Genomic DNA, 17,910 nt, shown 5'->3' on the forward strand with positions numbered 1-17,910 from the left:
AGATCTATCAACAGACTTAGCGAGGAGCGCAACCATGCACGAGATTCCGAATCTCCCCTTCCCAAGCCTGCACGAAACTGAGCAGACGACCACGCAACAAGCCGGTGCCCAACAGCCCGAGCCGAAAGAAGCCGCCAAGAGCCGTCCGGCCGACAGCGAAGAGTAAGCAACACCCGCCGTACAGACCGTGTGGAAAGCGCTAACATGCGCTTTCCACACTGCCTGAAACCTGAGCTGCCATGTCCAAAGAATTCGATGAACAACAGGCCGAGATCCTGATCGGTGCCACCGAGAAGATGATCGAGATCTGGAGCCGTCTCTCGCCCGAGAAACAGGCTGCCCTGCTCGCCCGTTTCGGCAGCGAAGAAAACGCGTTGGCCGCACTGGTCACCACGCAATTGGTCGCCCCGGCCAAATAGTTTTACTTTTCCCCGCCCCAGACGCGTCCGCATCGGTATCATGAGCAGCCTATCTATTCTGCTCTTCCCGTGGATCGTTATTCATGTCGTCCTCTATGCCAGAACCCCAGCGCCCCCTGGCGGTCACGCTGCAAGTCGTTTCCATCGTCCTGTTCACCTTCATCGGCTACCTGAATATCGGCATTCCGCTGGCGGTGCTGCCAGGTTATGTGCACAGCGACCTGGGCTTCGGCGCGGTCATCGCCGGGCTGGTGATCAGCGTGCAATACCTCGCTACCCTGCTCAGCCGTCCGTATGCCGGCAAGATCATCGACAACCAGGGCAGCAAACGTGCGGTGATGATCGGTCTGGCCGGCTGTGGTTTGAGCGGGGTGTTCATGCTGATTTCGGCGTGGACGCCCCACCTGCCGCTGCTGAGCCTGATCAGCCTGTTCGTCGGCCGTCTGGTGCTGGGCAGCGCGGAAAGTCTGGTCGGCTCAGGCTCGATCGGTTGGGGCATCGGCCGGGTCGGTGCAGCCAACACCGCCAAAGTCATCTCGTGGAACGGCATCGCCAGTTACGGTGCGCTGGCCGTCGGTGCGCCGCTCGGGGTATGGCTGGTCAGCCGTTTCGGTCTGTGGAGCATGGGCGTAAGCATTCTGCTGCTCGCCAGCCTGGGATTGCTGCTGGCCTGGCCGAAAACCGCCGCGCCGATCGTGGCTGGCGAGCGTCTGCCGTTCATGCACGTTCTCGGGCGCGTCTTCCCGCATGGCTGCGGACTGGCGCTGGGCTCGATCGGTTTCGGCACCATCGCCACCTTCATCACCCTGTATTACGCCACGCAGCATTGGGATAACGCGGTGCTGTGCCTGAGCCTGTTCGGCGCCAGCTTCATCGGTGCGCGACTGCTGTTCGGCAACCTGATCAACCGCCTCGGCGGCTTTCGTGTGGCGATTGCCTGCCTGTCGGTGGAAACCTTGGGCCTGCTGTTGCTGTGGCTGGCGCCGGACGCGCACTGGGCACTGGCCGGCGCGGCATTGAGCGGTTTCGGTTTCTCGCTGGTGTTCCCGGCGCTCGGCGTGGAAGCCGTGAACCTGGTGCCGGCCTCCAGCCGTGGTGCGGCGGTCGGGGCTTATTCGTTGTTCATCGACTTGTCGCTGGGTATCACCGGGCCGCTGGCAGGGGCGATTGCAGCAGGCTTCGGTTTTGCCTCGATCTTCCTGTTCGCCGCCCTCGCCGCGCTGAGCGGTCTGGCATTGAGCGTCTATCTGTACCGCCACACGGCGAAATACCGCGAAGACTAGAAATCCACCTTGCCCCGCCCGGCCTTGATGCTGCCGCGCTTGGTCTTCGATTCGAGCCGACGCTTCTTTGAGCCCAGCGTCGGCTTGGTCGGCCGCCGCTTCTTCTCGACCTTGGTGGCGCTGAGGATCAACTCGGTCAGACGCTCCAGTGCATCGGCGCGGTTCTGTTCCTGCGTGCGGTACTGCTGGGCCTTGATGATCAGCACGCCGTCGCCGGTGATGCGACTGTCGCGCAGCGCCAGCAGCCGCTCCTTGTAGAACTCGGGCAAGGACGAGGCCGGAATGTCGAAGCGCAGGTGCACGGCACTGGAGACCTTGTTGACGTTCTGCCCACCGGCGCCCTGGGCGCGGATGTACGTCAGTTCGATCTCGGCATCCGGCAGATGCACGTTGTTTGAAATCACCAGCATGGAAAAGCGTCCCTGATCAGAACCTGCAGGATACCGCGAAAGTACAAAAAACCCGGCACTTGGCCGGGTTTGTTGTTTTTGCAACGACGCTTACTTGGCTGCGCTCGCTGCGTGCAGTGCCTGTTGCGCACCACGCTTGTTCTTGATCACGTAGCAGACCCACATGAACACCACCCACACCGGAATCGCGTACACCGAGATCTGGATGCCCGGGATCAGCAGCATCACGCCAAGGATGAACAGAACGAACGCCAGGCAGATGTAGTTGCCGTACGGGTACCACAGCGCCTTGAACAGCGGCTTCTGGTGGGTCTTGTTCATGTGTTGGCGGAACTTGAAGTGCGAGAAGCTGATCATCGCCCAGTTGATCACCAGCGTTGCAACCACCAGCGACATCAGCAGTTCCAGCGCATGTTGCGGGATCAGGTAGTTGAGCAGCACGGCCACCAGAGTCACCGCCGCCGACGCCAGGATCGAACGCACCGGCACGCCGCGCTTGTCGATCTTGGCCAGCGCTTTCGGCGCATCGCCCTGCTCGGCCATGCCCAGCAGCATGCGGCTGTTGCAGTAGGTGCCGCTGTTGTACACCGACAATGCCGCGGTCAGGACCACGAAGTTGAGGATGTGCGCGGCGGTGTTGCTGCCGAGCATTGAGAACACCTGCACGAACGGGCTGCCGCTGTAGGAATCGCCGGAAGCGTTCAGGGTTTCCAGCAGGCTGTCCCACGGAGTCAGCGACAACAGGATCACCAGTGCGCCGATGTAGAAAATCAGGATCCGGTAGATCACCTGGTTGATCGCTTTCGGGATCACGGTTTTCGGCTTGTCGGCTTCGGCTGCGGTGAAACCGAGCATTTCCAGGCCGCCGAAGGAAAACATGATGATCGCCATGGCCATCACCAGACCGCTGACGTCGTTCGGGAAGAAGCCACCGTGGGACCACAGGTTGCTGACCGAAGCCTGCGGGCCGCCATGGCCGCTGACCAGCAGGTAGCTGCCCAGGGCGATCATGCCGACGATCGCCACGACCTTGATGATCGCGAACCAGAATTCGGCTTCACCGAAGACTTTGACGTTGGCCAGGTTGATCGCATTGATCAGCACGAAGAACGCGGCGGCAGTGACCCAGCTCGGGATTTCCGGCGCCCAGTAGTGGATGTATTTGCCGACCGCGGTCAGCTCCGACATGCCCACCAGGATGTATAGGATCCAGCAGTTCCAGCCCGACAGGAAACCGGCGAAGCCGCCCCAGTATTTGTGCGCAAAGTGGCTGAAGGAACCGGCCACCGGCTCTTCGACGATCATTTCGCCGAGCTGGCGCATGATCATGAAGGCGATGAAGCCGCAGATCGCATAGCCGAGGATCATCGACGGGCCGGCGGATTTCAGCACCCCGGCCGAGCCGAGGAACAATCCGGTACCGATCGCGCCACCGAGGGCGATCAGTTGAATATGGCGATTTTTCAGGCCGCGTTTCAGCTCGCCTGATTGCGAGTTTTGTCCACTCATGAAAAAGGTCTCACGCAAGGTTTGATGATGTTCAGTAGACGTTGCTGCAAGGTGGCGATTTCAGCCAACCTTGATCAAACCCCAGCGCAGGCACCAGGAATTCAGCTTTTTTACAACGGTCATGCGTCACCTGTTTGTTTTTATCTGTGACGAAATCGAACCCGACACGCTTGTGACGCGGCGGAGTGAACAAGGCGGATAAACCTTGAGGTTTGCGCGATTACGCAGAGGGTCACAGTTAAAACGCGGCGCATTGTACACCGCTAACCCCCTGCTGCCAGACCTCGCCGGATCAGCGTGTCGGTTGCCGGGATTGCATGTGTCCACCCCGGGAGGCCCGGGCGGCTGCAAAATTTGAGTCAGGCCTTTGCAGGCCATCGGCGTGGACGATGGAAGATTCGCCCCACGTGGAGAAGTGAAAATGGATAACGGCGTTCATTGCGCCTCCTTCTTGTTATGCACCTGCACGACAGGCATGGGGCGCATCTCACCCTCCTGACGACGCTGAAACAAGCGCGCCAGAGCGCTGCGCAAGGCCCGGTGAGCCTGGCTCCGGCAGATTTTCCTTACACCCAGGCAAAGCCACCCGTTTCATGGGACGGCGAGGGCTTTTTCGTAAATATTCACTGACAGCGCGTAACGTAAAGTTTCCACTCCAGACCCATCGAAGCGGCGTCCGGTGATTGACGTTAGCTGGCTAACTATTTGAAAGGCGTTAAGTTTTTTGTTTTAAAACAAGAAAAACACGCCCGAAAAAAAGAAATAAAAAGTCCAAAAAAAAACGCCAACCCTGAGGTTGGCGTTTCTTTTTTCAGCTTGAAGCTTGCCGCTTGAAGCTTACAACGGCCTTATTCCGGCTTCTTGCGACCGAAACCCGGACGCTGGCCGGAACCGGCCGGTGCGCCACGGCGCTTGCCCGACGGCTTGTCATCGTCAGCCAGCTTGATGCCCGGACGCTTCGACGATGGCTTGGACGGACGCTTGGTGTCGACTGGACGATCCGCCACCGGCGTACCGCGACCTTCGCCCCGCTCGGTACGGCCATTGGCCGGACGCGGACTACGTGGGCCACGCTCGCCATCCGGACGCGCTGCCGGCTTGCGACCTGGGCGTTCGCCTTCGATCTGCGGCTCGCGGACCGGACGCGGACCGGCGCCAATCGGTGCACCGTTGGCCGGACGCAGGGTGCGCACGCGCTCGGTACGCGCCATCGGACGCGACGACTTGCGCTGCATGCGGTCGAGCTTGTCTTTGCTCTTGGCGTTCAGTTGCGGCATGGCCACCGGGGTCAGGCCGACTTCGGCGCTCAGCACGTCGACTTCGTACTGGCTCATTTCGCGCCAGCGGCCCATCGGCAGGTCGGAATTGAGGAACACCGGACCGAAACGCACGCGCTTCAGGCGGCTGACCACCAAGCCCTGGGATTCCCACAGGCGACGTACTTCACGGTTACGGCCTTCCATCACCACGCAGTGATACCAGTGGTTGAAGCCTTCGCCGCCCGGTGCCTGTTGAATGTCGGTGAAGCGCGCCGGGCCGTCTTCCAGCACGACGCCGGCCTTCAGGCGCTCGATCATTTCGTCGTCGACTTCGCCACGCACACGCACCGCGTACTCACGGTCCATCTCGTAGGACGGGTGCATCAGGCGGTTGGCCAGTTCACCGTCGGTGGTGAACATCAGCAGACCGGTGGTGTTGATGTCGAGACGACCGATGTTGATCCAGCGACCTTCCTTAGGACGCGGCAGCTTGTCGAACACGGTCGGACGGCCTTCCGGGTCGTCACGGGTGCAGATCTCGCCATCGGGCTTGTTGTACATGATCACGCGGCGAACCGACTCGGCGGCTTCTTCGCGCTTGATGACCTTGCCATCAATGGTGATGGCGTCGTGCATGTCGACACGCAGGCCCAAAGTGGCGTCTTTGCCATTGACCTTGATGCGGCCGGCAGCGATCCAGGATTCGACGTCACGGCGCGAGCCGACGCCGATACGGGCGAGGACTTTCTGCAGCTTTTCGCCTGCTGGGCCGATTTCCTGGTCGTCTTTCTGATTGATGTCACTCATCTGGGCACCTCCCGGTGTGGTCTGTTCAGCGGCGCTGAATGAGCCGCTGAAGCGTTGAAATCTGGGTTTTCGGGCGAAGGGATCGCCGAAGGGTCGCGAATCATACGCGGATGTGGCCGCGCGCGCATCAGAGACTAGTCGATCAGGCCAAGGTTATTTCTTTTTCCGCCGACCGGTGGCGCCGAGCTTGATCAGACGCAGCGCGGCTTCAGCCAGTACGGTGCGCTTGTCGTCCTTGTCGAGTTTCTTCCAGGCCCGGATCTCGCGCTTGCTGCGACCACAGCCGAGGCAGATGTCATCGCTGAACTTGCAGACGCTGATGCACGGGTCTTTGGTCGAGCTCATGCTCAATCCTCGAACTCGCGGCGTTCGGCTTCAATGGCTTCGGCCAGGGCGCGGGCCTCGGCTTCTTCTTCGCTCAATTCTTCCTCGACGGCGGGTTCGGGTGCGGGCTGCTCAAGCCGGGCGACGGCAGCCAGCAGTTTTTCCCGGGCTTCGGCCACGCCGAGCACATCGTCTTCCTGCTCGGGCTCGAATTCAGGCTCAAACTCAGATTCAGGCTCGAATTCAGTTTCGAATTCACCCTCATCCGGCGGCTCGACAGGATCGGATTCAAACCCGGTCGGCATCGATTCGCCGCCCACCCCGTCACGCAGCAAGTCGTCGAAGTCGGTCTTGATCCCCTCCTCCATGCTGTCCAGTTCCAGCAGCAGAGTGTGGAAACTGGTTTCCTCCTTCGGTTCTTCCGGCTCGGCACTGGCATCGGCCAGTTCCTGCAAGCCCGGTGGCACCGGAGCGTCGTCGAAGTCGAGCACCGGTTCCGCCTCGATCTCGCGCAACTCGGCCAGCGGCGGCAAGTCGTCGAGATTCTTCAGGTTGAAATGGTCGAGAAACGCCTTGGTGGTAGCGAACATCGCCGGTTTGCCCGGCACGTCGCGGTAACCGACGATACGGATCCACTCGCGTTCCATCAGCGTCTTGACGATGTTGGTGTTGACCGCCACGCCCCGCACGTCCTCGATTTCGCCCCGGGTGATCGGCTGGCGATAGGCGATCAGCGCCATGGTTTCCAGCAGCGCTCGGGAATAGCGCTGCGGACGCTCTTCCCACAAACGACCGACCCACGGCGCGAACTTTTCGCGGATTTGCAGACGATAGCCGGAAGCGACTTCCTTGAGCTCGAACGCCCGGCCCTCGCAGGACTTGCCGAGCAGGGTCAGGGCTTTCTTGAAGACCGGCGGTTCCGGGCGCTCACCTTCTTCAAACAGTTCATACAGACGCTCGATGGATTGCGGCTTTCCCGAGGCCAACAGAAAGGCTTCAAGCAGGGGCGCCAGCTCGCGGGGTTCAGTCAGGTTCATATCGGGACTCGTTATTCGGCTCGGGCTCGCACGTGGATCGCGGCGAACGGCTCATTCTGCACCAGCTCGATCAGGGATTCCTTGACCAGTTCAAGGATCGCCATGAAGGTCACCACCACCCCGAGCTTGCCCTCCTCGGCGGTGAACAGCTCGACGAACGGCACAAACCCGCCGCCCTTGAGCCGCTCCAGCACATCACTCATGCGCTCGCGGGTTGACAGCGCCTCGCGGCTGACTTGATGGCTTTCGAACATGTCGCCGCGGCGCAGCACCTCGGCCATGGACATCAGGATTTCCTCCAGCGCCACGTCCGGCAACAGCTTGCGCGCACGGGCTTCCGGGGCGTCGAGCTTGGGCACGATCACATCGCGACCGACCCGACTCAGGCCATCGATGCCTTCGGCGGCAGCCTTGAACCGTTCGTACTCCTGCAGACGGCGGATCAGTTCGGCGCGCGGGTCGTCCTCTTCGTCCTCGACGGTTTCGGCCCGGGGCAGCAGCATCCGCGACTTGATCTCGGCCAGCATTGCGGCCATCACCAGGTACTCGGCGGCCAGTTCCAGGCGCACCGACTGCATCAGCTCGACATAGCCCATGTACTGGCGGGTGATTTCCGCCACCGGGATGTCGAGGATGTTGATGTTCTGTTTGCGGATCAGGTACAGCAGCAGGTCGAGGGGGCCTTCGAAGGCTTCGAGGAAGACTTCCAGTGCATCCGGCGGGATGTACAGGTCCAGCGGCATTTCCGTGACGGCCTGGCCATAGACCATGGCAAACGGCAGTTCCTGCTGGGCACCGGCCTGGGGATCAACGGTTTCCACTGCGGACATTCAGGCCTCGACCATGAATGGAGCCGGGTCGCCGCAACCGACGCGGATCACTTCCGGATCATCGCCGGTCAGGTCGATCACGGTGGAGGCCTTGATGCCGCCGGAACCGCCGTCGATGATCAGATCCACCTGATGCTCGAGCAACTGGCGCATTTCGTATGGATCGCTCAACGGGTCTTCATCGCCCGGCATGATCAGGGTCACGCTCATCAGCGGCTCGCCCAGTTCGGCCAGCAGCGCCAGCGCGATGGGATGGCTCGGCACCCGCAGACCGATGGTGCGCTTCTTCGGATGCAGCAGCAGGCGCGGCACTTCGCGGGTGGCGTTGAGAATGAAGGTGTACGGCCCCGGCAGGTGGGCTTTGAGGATTCGAAAGGTCCCGGTATCGATCTTGGCGTAGTTGCCCAGTTGCGAAAGATCGCTGCAGATCAGCGCGAAGTTGTGCTTTTCGTCGAGTTGACGCAGGCGACGAACGCGCTCGATGGCGTTCTTGTCACCGATCTGGCAACCGATTGCGTAGGAAGAGTCGGTGGGATAGACCACAACTCCGCCCTTGCGGATGATCTCGACGGCCTGTTTGATCAGGCGCGCTTGCGGGTTTTCCGGATGAATCTGGAAAAATTGACTCACATTCTCTACCTGTTCAGACGGCGGCAATAACTGGGTCATGTTTGAACCGACACCACAGGGGTGGAAGGTCCTCCGGCACCGGCCGGTACTGGCCGATCTCGGACCAGCCACCAGGGCCATGGAAATCACTGCCGGCGCTGACCAGCAGACCGAACTCTCGGGCAAGGATTGCCAGGCTGCCCACCTGTTCCGCAGGCTGATGACCATTGACCACTTCGATCGCCTGCCCGCCCGCTTGAATATAGTCGGCAATCAGCTTTCGGCGCTTGCTGCGGGTGAAATCGTAGTGCCACGGATGCGCCAGGCTGACCCAGGCGCCGGCGGCGCGCAGCGTACCGACGGTGTCTTCAAGGGTGGGCCAGTGCAGCTTGACGTCCCCCAGCTTGCCGGCGCCGAGCCATTTGCGAAACGCCTCGGCGCGATCCTTTACAAAACCTTCACGCACCATCCAGTCGGCGAAATGCGGACGGGCCGGCGCGTTGCCGCTGTCGCCCAGTTCCTGCTGGATCTGCCGCGCGCCGTCGAGCGCATTCGGCATGCCCTTGAGGGCGAGCTTGCGGCTTATTTCCTCTGACCGCAGCCAACGGCCATCGTGCAACTTCGCAATCGCTTCGACCAACGGCGCGGCGTTGACGTCGAAACCGTAGCCGAGCACGTGAATGGTCGCCCCGCCCCAGGTGCAGGACAATTCGACGCCGTTGACCAGTTGCATGCCTAGCGCCTCGGCGGCCGTACGCGCTTCGGCGAGGCCTTCGAGGGTGTCGTGATCGGTCAGGGCCAGGACTCGCACGCCGTTCTCGAACGCACGCGCAACCAGTGCCGCAGGCGCCAGGGCGCCATCGGAGGCCGTGCTGTGGCAGTGCAAATCAACATTCACGGGGATGTGTTACCTCAAATCAGCTGGCGCTATCGCGCGCCCATATGTTTGTTATTATGCCGCCACATCCAGCTTCTGGCTCTCACTGTGAAACAATTCATCGATTTCATCCCGCTTCTGCTGTTCTTCATCGTCTACAAACTCGATCCACGTACCGTCGACGTTGCCGGCCATGAACTGACGGTAGGCGGCATTTACAGTGCCACCGCCATGCTGATCATCAGCTCGCTGGTGGTGTACGGCGCGCTCTTCATCAAGCAGCGCAAGCTGGAGAAGAGCCAGTGGCTGACCCTGATTGCCTGCCTGGTGTTCGGCAGCCTGACACTGGCCTTTCACAGCGAAACCTTCCTGAAATGGAAAGCCCCGGTGGTCAACTGGCTGTTCGCCCTGGCCTTCATCGGCAGCCATTTCATCGGTGACCGCCTGCTGATCAAGCGCATCATGGGCCACGCACTGACCCTGCCGGATCCGGTCTGGACCCGACTGAACATCGCCTGGATCGCCTTTTTCCTGTTCTGCGGGGCCGCCAACCTGTTCGTCGCCTTTACCTTCCAGAGCATCTGGGTGGACTTCAAGGTGTTCGGCAGCCTGGGCATGACCGTGCTGTTCCTGGTCGGTCAGGGCATTTACCTGTCCCGTCACCTGCACGACGCCGATACCACAACGCCAAAAACCGAGGACTGACATGCTCTACGCCATCATTGCCACCGACGTCGCCAATTCCCTGGAAGCCCGCCTCGCTGCGCGCCCGGCACACCTTGAACGCCTGCAGGTGCTCAAGGGCGAAGGCCGTATCGTGCTGGCCGGCCCGCACCCGGCGGTCGACAGCAATGATCCGGGCGCAGCAGGTTTCAGCGGCAGCCTGATCGTTGCCGAATTCGACTCCCTGAGCGCTGCGCAGGCCTGGGCCGATGCCGACCCGTACATCGCCGCCGGCGTCTACGCCAACGTGATCGTCAAGCCGTTCAAGCAAGTCCTGCCGTAACCTCCCCCCCGTAAAAGCCCTCAGCGCGATGAACCTTGTCCGTTCATCGCGCTCTCAATCGCTCATTATTCTCGTTTGCCGGCCGACAACCTGCCCAATATCCATTTGGAAACAGGAGTCGCGATGCGCAAGGGTCCGTTGTGTCTGATGTTGGTCACGTTGTCGATCATGGCGCCCGCCCATGGTGACGAAAGCACCGAGGGCGGCAGCTCCACGCCGCTTTCATTGAGCGCCGGCAGTCAGATCACCGAGTTGCAGCAGCGCCTGAAGGCCAGTGAGCAGCAACGGGAAGAACTGAGCAAACAACTGCAAAATGCCGATAACACCCGCGAAAGCGCCCAGCTCGCCCGGCTGCGCCAGGAGAACCAGCGTCTGAAGCTGCAACTCAAGGAGGCCCAGGCCAGCCCGCTGCCGCGCCTGCTGACCGAACAGCAGCAATGGTTCGTCACCGGGGCCGGGGTAGCGCTATTGGCGCTGCTCTGCGGTATCTTTGCCAGTGGAGCAAGCCGAAAACGTCGGCAATGGCTAAATTGAGTGAGTCATGAGCGAGCTGTTACTGATTGATGATGACCAGGAGTTGTGTGAACTCCTGAGTAGCTGGCTGAGCCAGGAAGGCTTTCAGGTCCGGGCCTGTCACGATGGCCAGAGCGCCCGCAAGGCGCTGGCCGAAACCGCGCCGGCGGCCGTGGTGCTGGACGTGATGCTGCCCGACGGCAGCGGCCTGGAACTGCTCAAGCAACTACGCAGTGATCATGCCGACCTACCGGTGCTGATGCTTTCGGCCCGGGGCGAGCCGCTGGACCGGATCCTCGGCCTGGAACTGGGCGCCGACGATTACCTGGCCAAACCCTGTGATCCGCGCGAACTGACCGCCCGCCTGCGCGCCGTGCTGCGCCGCAGTCACCCGGCCGCCGTGTCGACCCAGCTCGAGCTGGGCGACCTGAGCTTCAGCCCGGTGCGCGGCGTGGTCAGCATCGACGAAAAGGAATTCACCCTCACCGTCTCCGAAAGCCGTCTGCTCGAGGCCCTGCTCAAGCAACCGGGCGAGCCGCTGGACAAACAGGAACTGGCGCAGATCGCCCTCGGCCGCAAGCTGACCCTGTACGACCGCAGCCTGGACATGCACGTCAGCAACCTGCGCAAAAAGATCGGCCCGCACCCCGACGGCCGCCCGCGCATCGTGGCCCTGCGCAGCCGTGGCTACTACTACAGCCTCTGATCGTCTGTCAGTTTTGTCAGGTCGGCGCGAAAACGTGTTTACCCAAGCTTTACACAGCGCTGACCGCCGCTGACCTTGATCTCCGTAATCTGTACTCATCCGGAACGTACCGGGAACGAGACAAAGGAGATTCACCATGCGCAAGACTCTTATCGCTCTGATGTTTGCCGCTGCCCTGCCGACCGTCGCCATGGCCCTGCCACAGGATGGCGGCCCGATGGGTGGCCCGCTGGACGGCCCGCGCCATGGCGGTCAGATGCACGGCATGCACGGCAAAGGCCCGTACAGCCAGCTGGACCTGTCCCGCGAACAGCGCGAGCAGATCCGCAAGATCATGGGCGAGCAGATGCACGAGCGTAAGCAGACGGTCGAAAAATACCTGGAGAAACTCTCGCCAGCCGACCAGAAAGCCATGAAAGACGAGATGGCGGCCAACCACAAGAAGGCCGAGTCCGATGTCCGCGCCGTGTTGAAACCGGATCAACAGAAGAAATTCGACGAGATCCAGAAGAAACAGGCCGAGCGTCGCGCCGAATGGGCCGAGTTCAAAGCCTGGAAAGCGCAACAGCCGCAAAAGGCGCAATAATGTTCTAGCGTCACGCCCCGACCCAACGGCTCACCGCCGTTGGGTTTTCTTTGTTTGAGGATTTTCTGTGCGTTCATTGTTCTGGCGTATCCTCGCCAGCTTCTGGCTGGCCATCGCTCTGGTTGCAGGGCTTTCCATTCTGCTGGGGCACATGCTCAACCAGGACGCGTGGATCCTCAGCCGCCATCCGGGCCTCAACACCCTGGCCGCGGAATGGACACAAACCTACGAAACCCAGGGCGAAGACGCCGCCCAGGACATCCTCGAACAGCGCAAACGCCAGTACCACATCGACGTGCAAGTGCTGAACGAAAGCGGCGACCCGGTGGTGCGCGGCACCTTCCCTCGGCGCGCGGCGGCCTTCGAGGCGCGGCAGAACAACGATGACCGACGCCTGCCCTGGCGCCGTCTGACCGACGAATTCACCAGCGAAAAAAGCGGCGACACCTACCTCTTCATCTATCGCATCCCGCACCCGGAACTCGACGCCTGGCACCGCGAAAGCCTGCTCTGGCCATTGAGTGCGCTGGGCATTGCGCTGGTGGTGCTGACCCTGTTCAGCCTGCTGGTGACGTTCTCCATCACCCGCCCGCTCAGCCGTTTGCGCGGCGCGGTGCACGACCTCGGCCAAACCACCTATCAGCAGAACAGCCTGGCGCAACTGGCCAACCGTCGGGATGAGTTCGGCGTGCTCGCCAACGACTTCAACCGCATGGGCGCACGCCTGCAAAGCCTGATCGGCAGTCAGCGCCAGTTGCTGCGCGACGTTTCCCACGAATTGCGTTCACCGCTGGCACGGCTGCGCATTGCCCTGGCTCTGGCCGAGCGTGCAAGCCCGGAAGAACGGGAAAAACTCTGGCCGCGCCTGACCCGCGAGTGTGATCGGCTGGAAGCGTTGATCAGTGAAATTCTGGTGCTGGCGCGGGTCGATGCCGACAACGCCAGCGCCGAAGAGGTGGATCTGAATGCCTTGCTCGCTACCCTGCAAAAGGACGCGCAACTCGGCTCGCCGGAGCAGACTGTGCTTTTGGAGGCCGAGCCGGCGCTCAATTTGACCGGTTGGCCGACGATGATCGAACGCGCCGTGGACAACCTGCTGCGCAATGCCCAGCGGTTCAACCCGGTCGGGCAGTCGATTGAAATGCAGGCGTCACGTCAGGGCGAGCGGATCGTGGTCAGCGTGCGTGACCATGGGCCAGGGGTGCAGGCCGAACATCTGAGTCAGTTGGGCGAACCGTTTTATCGGGCGCCGGGGCAGACCGCCGCCGGGCATGGCCTGGGACTGGCAATTGCCCGGCGGGCGGCGGAACGGCATGGCGGGACGCTGGTGCTGGCCAATCATCCGCAGGGCGGGTTTGTGGCGAGTCTTGAATTGCCGCTGGAGCCTGGGGCTGTTGTTCAGCCCTGATGGAGTCAGGCTTTACCCGGCCAGGCGCTGACAAACTCCGCCAGATCAACCTTCTCGGCCACCCGCGGTTCTTTCTGCGGTGTGCCGAGGTACAGGAAGGCAATCACCTCTTCGTCATCCGTCAGGCCCAAACCCTTGGCGACATGTTTCGAGTACGCCAGATCACCGGTGCGCCACACCGCGCCAATCCCCTGCGCGTAAGCCGCCAGCAGAATCCCGTGCGCCGCACAGCCTGCGGCCAGCAACTGCTCGGCCTTCGGGTATTTGACGTGATCCTGCAATTTGGCGATGACCACGACCACCAGCGGCGCCCGCAGCGGGCCGTTGCGCGCCTTGTCGATCATCGCTTCGGTGACTTCGCCTTCCTGCATTTTTGCAGCTTCGGCCAGCAACTCGCCCATCTGCTCACGCGCCGCACCTTCGACGGTCAGGAAGCGATACGGCTGCAAATGGCCGTGATCCGGTGCGCGGGTCGCGGCGGCGAACAGCACTTCGCGCTGTTCGGCGGTGGGGGCCGGATCGATCAGTCGTGGAACAGAAACACGGTTGAGCAAAGCGTCGAGAGCCTGCATCGGCCACCTCCTGAAAAAAATGTCCGGCTATTCTAGCTGCAAGTGATCCAGACGCGTCGGTTTACATGCCTTGCACCGCAGGTAGAATGGCGCCCTTCCCACATCAGCCCGAGCGGACTTCATGGCGTTGCCGACCTTACGGATCATTGGTTTCATCATCGGCATCTTCCTGATCACCCTGGCCATCGCCATGGTCGTGCCCATGGCCACCCTGGTGATTTTCGAGCGCACCGGCGATCTGCCGTCTTTCCTCTGGGCGAGCATGATCACCTTTCTCGCCGGCCTCGCACTGGTGATTCCCGGTCGCCCGGAACATATTCACCTGCGCCCCCGGGACATGTACCTGCTGACCGTCAGTAGCTGGCTGGTGGTGTGTATTTTCGCCGCGCTGCCGTTTTTGCTGACCCAGCACATCAGTTACACCGACTCGTTCTTCGAAAGCATGTCCGGCATCACAGCCACCGGCTCGACCGTGCTCAACCACCTGGACGACATGTCCCCCGGCATTCTGATGTGGCGCTCGCTGCTGCACTGGATCGGCGGCATCGGCTTCATCGGCATGGCGGTGGCGATCCTGCCGCTGCTGCGCATCGGCGGCATGCGGCTGTTCCAGACCGAATCCTCGGACCGCTCGGAAAAGGTCATGCCCCGCTCGCACATGGTGGCGCGGCTGATCGTGGCGGCGTACGTCGGCATCACCATTCTCGGCAGCCTGGCGTTCTGGTGGGCCGGAATGAGTCCGTTCGATGCGATCAACCACGCGATGTCGGCGATTTCCACCGGCGGGTTCTCGACCTCCGACCAGTCCCTGGCCAAATGGACGCAACCGGCGGTGCACTGGGTGGCCGTGGTGGTGATGATTCTCGGCAGCCTGCCGTTCACCCTGTACGTGGCGACGCTGCGCGGCAACCGCCGGGCGCTGATCAAGGATCAACAGGTACAGGGTTTGCTCGGCATGTTGCTGGCGACCTGGCTGGTGCTCGGCACTTGGTACTGGTGGACTACCAATCTGCATTGGCTGGACGCGCTGCGCCATGTGGCGCTGAACGTGACGTCAGTGGTCACCACCACCGGATTTGCATTGGGCGACTACAGCCTGTGGGGCAACTTCTCGCTGATGCTGTTCTTCTATCTGGGCTTCGTCGGCGGCTGTTCCGGTTCGACGGCGGGCGGGATCAAGATTTTCCGCTTCCAGGTCGCCTACATCCTGCTCAAGGCCAACCTTAACCAGTTGATTCACCCGCGTGCGGTGATCAAGCAGAAGTACAACGGTCACCGCCTCGATGAGGAAATTGTCCGGTCGATTCTGACGTTCTCGTTCTTCTTCGCCATCACCATCTGCGTGATCGCCCTGCTGCTGTCGCTGTTGGGCGTGGACTGGATGACGGCGTTGACCGGCGCCGCCAGCACCGTGTCCGGCGTCGGCCCGGGCCTGGGCGAGACCATCGGCCCGGCCGGCAACTTCGCCAGCCTGCCGGATGCGGCCAAGTGGATTCTGTCGTTCGGCATGCTGCTCGGCCGACTGGAGATCATTACGGTGTTTGTGCTGTGTATTCCGGCGTTCTGGCGTCACTGATCGCCTTCGGCGCTTCCAGCAACCGCGCCCGGTAATCGCCGGGCGTGGTGTCGAACCAGCGGCGGAAGGCGCGGAAGAAATTGCTCGGGTCGGCAAAGCCCAACAGATAGGCAATTTCCAGCAAGGTCATGCTCGGCTGCGCCAGGTATTGCTCGGCGAGTTCGCGGCGCGTGTCGTCGAGCAACTGCTGAAAACTGGTGCCCTCCTCCTGCAAACGTCGTTGCAAGGTGCGCTGCGACAGGTGCAGGGTCTGCGCCACCGTGTCGCGCTTGGGTTCGCCCTGGGGCAGCAAGCGGCACAACACCTGACGCGCCTTGTGCGTCACGCGACTTTCGGAAAACCGCGCCAGATATTCCCCGGCAAACCGGTCGTGCAGCAGCGCCATCGCCTCGTTGGCGGTGGGCAGTGGCGCTTCCATGTCGGCGCGTTCGAAGATCAGCGCGTCATACGGCGCGTTGAACACCAGCGGTGCATGGAAGGCTTGTTTGTAGGGTTCAAGATCATCCGGCTCATCGCCCTGCACCAGCACTTTGCGCGGGTGCAGCGTGCGCCCGGTCAGCCAGCCGCACAGCGCCAGCGCGCAGGCCAGCGAGGCTTCGGCACTTTGCCGGGTCGGCGGCAGGTGATCGCCATGCACCGTCAGAATCAACGCATAACCTTCATCGAGCAGGCGAAAACTCAGGTCGGCACTTTCGGCGATGATTCGCTGATAACGCACCAGTCGCTGAAAACCTTCCGCCAGCGTATTGCTGGACATCAGCGCGTAGCCCGCGACATGGAACGAAGCCGGTCGCACCACCTTGCCCATGTTCAGGCCGATGGCGGGATTGCCGGACAGCTCGACCGCCCGTTGCCACAGTCGGGTCATGGAATCCTGCGGGAAGCGCGCGTCCGGATCCTCCAGCGCCGCGTAGTCGAGCCCCAGCTGTCTGAACAAAACCCGGCAATCCAGGCCGTCCATTTCCAGTGCCTTGACAATCCCCATCGCCCAGCTTGCAGAAGTCGTTCGTTCGCTCATGGCGTTTTTTCTTGGATGACATGGTGAGCCGCATACTACGGCCGATTTCCCAAGGATAGTAAAGTGGCGCCGATTGTCACTGGCCGACGCCAATGATCACTCTAGACTCAAATAAGCTACCCGCCGAACAACTTGCAATCAGAACAATAACCACAGAGATCGCAGTCGTGGAAACCCTCAAGCCTTTCAACAGCTTCGCCGAGTTCTATCCGTATTACCTCAGCGAGCACAGCAACAGCACCTGCCGTCGCCTGCATTTCATCGGCACGACACTGGTGATCTTCATTCTCGCCCTGACCATCGCCAAGGGCGCCTGGCTGCTGTTGCTTGCCTTGCCCCTGGCCGGCTACAGCTTTGCCTGGGTCGGCCATTTCTTTTTCGAGAAAAACCGCCCGGCCACTTTCCAGCACCCGTTCTACAGCCTGCTCGGCGACTTCGTCATGTACCGCGACATGATCCTGGGCCGCGTGCCGTTCTAGAAACTCCGATCAAGAGGACTGCCATGAGTGCCACTGCCCGTTTCACCCACATGAAGGACGGTACACAGGAAGACTGGGCGATCATTGCGGCGGATTTCAGCGCCTACGCCCGCCAATTGTCCGGCCGGATCGTGGCGCACCTGAAACTGCTAGAAGGCGATTTCGGCGGTTTCCCGGTGGATCGCCTGACCCACTCGCTGCAAACCGCGACCCGCGCCTTTCGCGACGGACGCGACGAGGAATACGTAGTCTGCGCGCTGCTCCACGACATCGGCGACACCCTTGGCTCCTACAATCACCCGGACATCGCCGCCGCCATCCTCAAGCCGTTCGTCAGCGCCGAAAACCTGTGGATGGTGGAAAAGCACGGGATCTTCCAGGGCTACTACTTCTTCCATCACCTGGGCATGGATCGGCACCTGCGCGAGCAGTTCAGCGACCACCCGCAGTTTCTGGCGACCGCGGAGTTCTGCGCCAAATACGACGCGGCGGCGTTCGACCCCGAGTACGACACCCTGCCGCTGAGCTTCTTCGAGCCGATGATGGAGCGACTGTTTGCCCAGCCGAAAAACTCGATCTACAAAGCGGCGATGGAAGAGCACACCCCGGCCTGATGTTGTCTGCACCGGCCTCATCGCTGGCAAGCCAGCTCCCACAGGTTTTTTGGGGTGTACACAAAGGC

General features: G+C 61.6%; 22 protein-coding genes. 12 read left to right on the forward strand and 10 right to left on the reverse strand.

The window, feature by feature from the left end; translation table 11 throughout:
- Positions 1–34 precede the first annotated feature (34 nt).
- From ACTJK7_RS15865 to ACTJK7_RS15875, 3 genes are all read left to right on the forward strand, one after another.
- Positions 35–166 (forward strand): hypothetical protein, encoded by a 132-nt coding sequence (locus ACTJK7_RS15865; RefSeq protein ID WP_267895919.1) that lies wholly within the window; start codon positions 35–37, stop codon positions 164–166.
- A 73-nt stretch (positions 167–239) separates the two neighbouring features.
- Entirely contained in the window at positions 240–419 is a 180-nt protein-coding gene (locus tag ACTJK7_RS15870) for a hypothetical protein (protein ID WP_007958348.1), read from the forward strand.
- A 95-nt stretch (positions 420–514) separates the two neighbouring features.
- Complete coding sequence (locus ACTJK7_RS15875; protein WP_170928991.1) at positions 515–1,702, forward strand: MFS transporter; 1,188 nt, start codon at positions 515–517, stop codon at positions 1,700–1,702.
- Here ACTJK7_RS15875 and arfB read toward each other — a convergent pair.
- The 8 genes from arfB to ACTJK7_RS15915 all read right to left on the reverse strand — a co-directional run bounded on the left by arfB (position 1,699) and on the right by ACTJK7_RS15915 (position 9,385).
- The gene (arfB, locus tag ACTJK7_RS15880; RefSeq protein WP_011333010.1) at positions 1,699–2,112 is read right to left on the reverse strand and encodes an alternative ribosome rescue aminoacyl-tRNA hydrolase ArfB; all 414 of its coding nucleotides are present in this window, start codon (positions 2,110–2,112) and stop codon (positions 1,699–1,701) included. The genes ACTJK7_RS15875 and arfB overlap by 4 nt on opposite strands.
- Before the next feature lie 90 nt (positions 2,113–2,202).
- Positions 2,203–3,621, reverse strand: coding sequence for an amino acid permease (locus ACTJK7_RS15885; protein ID WP_108560222.1), 1,419 nt, complete (start codon positions 3,619–3,621; stop codon positions 2,203–2,205).
- A gap of 848 nt (positions 3,622–4,469) precedes the next feature.
- Positions 4,470–5,687: a 23S rRNA pseudouridine(2605) synthase RluB gene (rluB, locus tag ACTJK7_RS15890; RefSeq protein ID WP_108560221.1), complete on the reverse strand. Its 1,218-nt coding sequence runs from the start codon at positions 5,685–5,687 to the stop codon at positions 4,470–4,472.
- Between the two features lie 153 nt (positions 5,688–5,840).
- The gene (locus ACTJK7_RS15895) at positions 5,841–6,032 is read right to left on the reverse strand and encodes a DUF1289 domain-containing protein (protein ID WP_007958358.1); all 192 of its coding nucleotides are present in this window, start codon (positions 6,030–6,032) and stop codon (positions 5,841–5,843) included.
- A gap of 2 nt (positions 6,033–6,034) precedes the next feature.
- Entirely contained in the window at positions 6,035–7,048 is a 1,014-nt protein-coding gene (gene scpB, locus ACTJK7_RS15900) for an SMC-Scp complex subunit ScpB (protein ID WP_323150866.1), read from the reverse strand.
- Between the two features lie 11 nt (positions 7,049–7,059).
- On the reverse strand, positions 7,060–7,758 hold the full coding sequence (locus tag ACTJK7_RS15905) for a segregation and condensation protein A (protein ID WP_170844946.1): 699 nt from the start codon (positions 7,756–7,758) through the stop codon (positions 7,060–7,062).
- 120 nt (positions 7,759–7,878) lie between these two features.
- The gene (locus ACTJK7_RS15910) at positions 7,879–8,508 is read right to left on the reverse strand and encodes an L-threonylcarbamoyladenylate synthase (protein ID WP_108563655.1); all 630 of its coding nucleotides are present in this window, start codon (positions 8,506–8,508) and stop codon (positions 7,879–7,881) included.
- A 13-nt stretch (positions 8,509–8,521) separates the two neighbouring features.
- Positions 8,522–9,385 carry a PHP domain-containing protein gene (locus ACTJK7_RS15915; protein ID WP_064378590.1) on the reverse strand — a complete coding sequence of 288 codons (864 nt, stop codon included), beginning with the start codon at positions 9,383–9,385 and terminating at the stop codon, positions 8,522–8,524.
- 87 nt (positions 9,386–9,472) lie between these two features.
- Between ACTJK7_RS15915 and ACTJK7_RS15920 the strand changes: the two genes are divergently transcribed.
- From ACTJK7_RS15920 to ACTJK7_RS15945, 6 genes are all read left to right on the forward strand, one after another.
- Positions 9,473–10,069, forward strand: a complete 597-nt coding sequence (locus ACTJK7_RS15920; protein ID WP_011333003.1) for a septation protein A — start codon at positions 9,473–9,475, stop codon at positions 10,067–10,069.
- Position 10,070: 1 nt separating this feature from the next.
- Positions 10,071–10,370: a YciI family protein gene (locus ACTJK7_RS15925; protein WP_011333002.1), complete on the forward strand. Its 300-nt coding sequence runs from the start codon at positions 10,071–10,073 to the stop codon at positions 10,368–10,370.
- Positions 10,371–10,493: 123 nt separating this feature from the next.
- Positions 10,494–10,904: a translation initiation factor 2 gene (locus tag ACTJK7_RS15930; RefSeq protein ID WP_011333001.1), complete on the forward strand. Its 411-nt coding sequence runs from the start codon at positions 10,494–10,496 to the stop codon at positions 10,902–10,904.
- Between the two features lie 7 nt (positions 10,905–10,911).
- Positions 10,912–11,589: a response regulator transcription factor gene (locus tag ACTJK7_RS15935; RefSeq protein WP_007958370.1), complete on the forward strand. Its 678-nt coding sequence runs from the start codon at positions 10,912–10,914 to the stop codon at positions 11,587–11,589.
- Between the two features lie 136 nt (positions 11,590–11,725).
- Positions 11,726–12,175 carry a Spy/CpxP family protein refolding chaperone gene (locus ACTJK7_RS15940; protein ID WP_064378588.1) on the forward strand — a complete coding sequence of 150 codons (450 nt, stop codon included), beginning with the start codon at positions 11,726–11,728 and terminating at the stop codon, positions 12,173–12,175.
- Between the two features lie 67 nt (positions 12,176–12,242).
- A complete protein-coding gene (locus ACTJK7_RS15945) occupies positions 12,243–13,583 on the forward strand; it encodes a sensor histidine kinase (protein WP_323150865.1) in 1,341 nt (446 codons plus the stop codon).
- 5 nt (positions 13,584–13,588) lie between these two features.
- On the opposite strand, the gene ACTJK7_RS15950 is transcribed toward ACTJK7_RS15945, so the two are convergent.
- Positions 13,589–14,155, reverse strand: a complete 567-nt coding sequence (locus ACTJK7_RS15950; protein ID WP_064378586.1) for a nitroreductase family protein — start codon at positions 14,153–14,155, stop codon at positions 13,589–13,591.
- A 121-nt stretch (positions 14,156–14,276) separates the two neighbouring features.
- Between ACTJK7_RS15950 and ACTJK7_RS15955 the strand changes: the two genes are divergently transcribed.
- The gene (locus ACTJK7_RS15955; protein ID WP_064378585.1) at positions 14,277–15,731 is read left to right on the forward strand and encodes a TrkH family potassium uptake protein; all 1,455 of its coding nucleotides are present in this window, start codon (positions 14,277–14,279) and stop codon (positions 15,729–15,731) included.
- On the opposite strand, the gene ACTJK7_RS15960 is transcribed toward ACTJK7_RS15955, so the two are convergent.
- Positions 15,688–16,749, reverse strand: a complete 1,062-nt coding sequence (locus tag ACTJK7_RS15960; RefSeq protein ID WP_199913007.1) for an AraC family transcriptional regulator — start codon at positions 16,747–16,749, stop codon at positions 15,688–15,690. The two genes, ACTJK7_RS15955 and ACTJK7_RS15960, sit on opposite strands and share 44 nt — an antisense overlap.
- Before the next feature lie 167 nt (positions 16,750–16,916).
- On the opposite strand from ACTJK7_RS15960, the gene ACTJK7_RS15965 reads away from it, so the two are divergent.
- A complete protein-coding gene (locus ACTJK7_RS15965) occupies positions 16,917–17,228 on the forward strand; it encodes a DUF962 domain-containing protein (protein WP_041475173.1) in 312 nt (103 codons plus the stop codon).
- Between the two features lie 23 nt (positions 17,229–17,251).
- Positions 17,252–17,842, forward strand: coding sequence for an HD domain-containing protein (locus ACTJK7_RS15970; protein WP_108560207.1), 591 nt, complete (start codon positions 17,252–17,254; stop codon positions 17,840–17,842).
- The last annotated feature ends 68 nt before the right edge of the window (positions 17,843–17,910 follow it).

Origin of the sequence: Pseudomonas sp. 22085, assembly GCF_052045815.1 — a bacterium.
Taxonomy (GTDB): Bacteria; Pseudomonadota; Gammaproteobacteria; order Pseudomonadales; family Pseudomonadaceae; genus Aquipseudomonas; species Aquipseudomonas glycinae.

What these genes read in the sequence shown, in the direction of transcription:
- ACTJK7_RS15870 (WP_007958348.1), top strand. Translation starts at nt 240, where the DNA reads ATGTCCAAAGAATTCGATGAACAACAGGCCGAGATCCTGATCGGTGCC.
- ACTJK7_RS15935 (WP_007958370.1), top strand. Translation starts at nt 10,912, where the DNA reads ATGAGCGAGCTGTTACTGATTGATGATGACCAGGAGTTGTGTGAACTC.
- ACTJK7_RS15960 (WP_199913007.1), bottom strand. Translation starts at nt 16,749, where the DNA reads ATGAGCGAACGAACGACTTCTGCAAGCTGGGCGATGGGGATTGTCAAG.
- ACTJK7_RS15955 (WP_064378585.1), top strand. Translation starts at nt 14,277, where the DNA reads ATGGCGTTGCCGACCTTACGGATCATTGGTTTCATCATCGGCATCTTC.
- arfB (WP_011333010.1), bottom strand. Translation starts at nt 2,112, where the DNA reads ATGCTGGTGATTTCAAACAACGTGCATCTGCCGGATGCCGAGATCGAA.
- ACTJK7_RS15970 (WP_108560207.1), top strand. Translation starts at nt 17,252, where the DNA reads ATGAGTGCCACTGCCCGTTTCACCCACATGAAGGACGGTACACAGGAA.
- ACTJK7_RS15895 (WP_007958358.1), bottom strand. Translation starts at nt 6,032, where the DNA reads ATGAGCTCGACCAAAGACCCGTGCATCAGCGTCTGCAAGTTCAGCGAT.
- ACTJK7_RS15940 (WP_064378588.1), top strand. Translation starts at nt 11,726, where the DNA reads ATGCGCAAGACTCTTATCGCTCTGATGTTTGCCGCTGCCCTGCCGACC.
- ACTJK7_RS15875 (WP_170928991.1), top strand. Translation starts at nt 515, where the DNA reads ATGCCAGAACCCCAGCGCCCCCTGGCGGTCACGCTGCAAGTCGTTTCC.
- ACTJK7_RS15885 (WP_108560222.1), bottom strand. Translation starts at nt 3,621, where the DNA reads ATGAGTGGACAAAACTCGCAATCAGGCGAGCTGAAACGCGGCCTGAAA.
- ACTJK7_RS15925 (WP_011333002.1), top strand. Translation starts at nt 10,071, where the DNA reads ATGCTCTACGCCATCATTGCCACCGACGTCGCCAATTCCCTGGAAGCC.
- ACTJK7_RS15950 (WP_064378586.1), bottom strand. Translation starts at nt 14,155, where the DNA reads ATGCAGGCTCTCGACGCTTTGCTCAACCGTGTTTCTGTTCCACGACTG.
- ACTJK7_RS15865 (WP_267895919.1), top strand. Translation starts at nt 35, where the DNA reads ATGCACGAGATTCCGAATCTCCCCTTCCCAAGCCTGCACGAAACTGAG.
- scpB (WP_323150866.1), bottom strand. Translation starts at nt 7,048, where the DNA reads ATGAACCTGACTGAACCCCGCGAGCTGGCGCCCCTGCTTGAAGCCTTT.
- rluB (WP_108560221.1), bottom strand. Translation starts at nt 5,687, where the DNA reads ATGAGTGACATCAATCAGAAAGACGACCAGGAAATCGGCCCAGCAGGC.
- ACTJK7_RS15930 (WP_011333001.1), top strand. Translation starts at nt 10,494, where the DNA reads ATGCGCAAGGGTCCGTTGTGTCTGATGTTGGTCACGTTGTCGATCATG.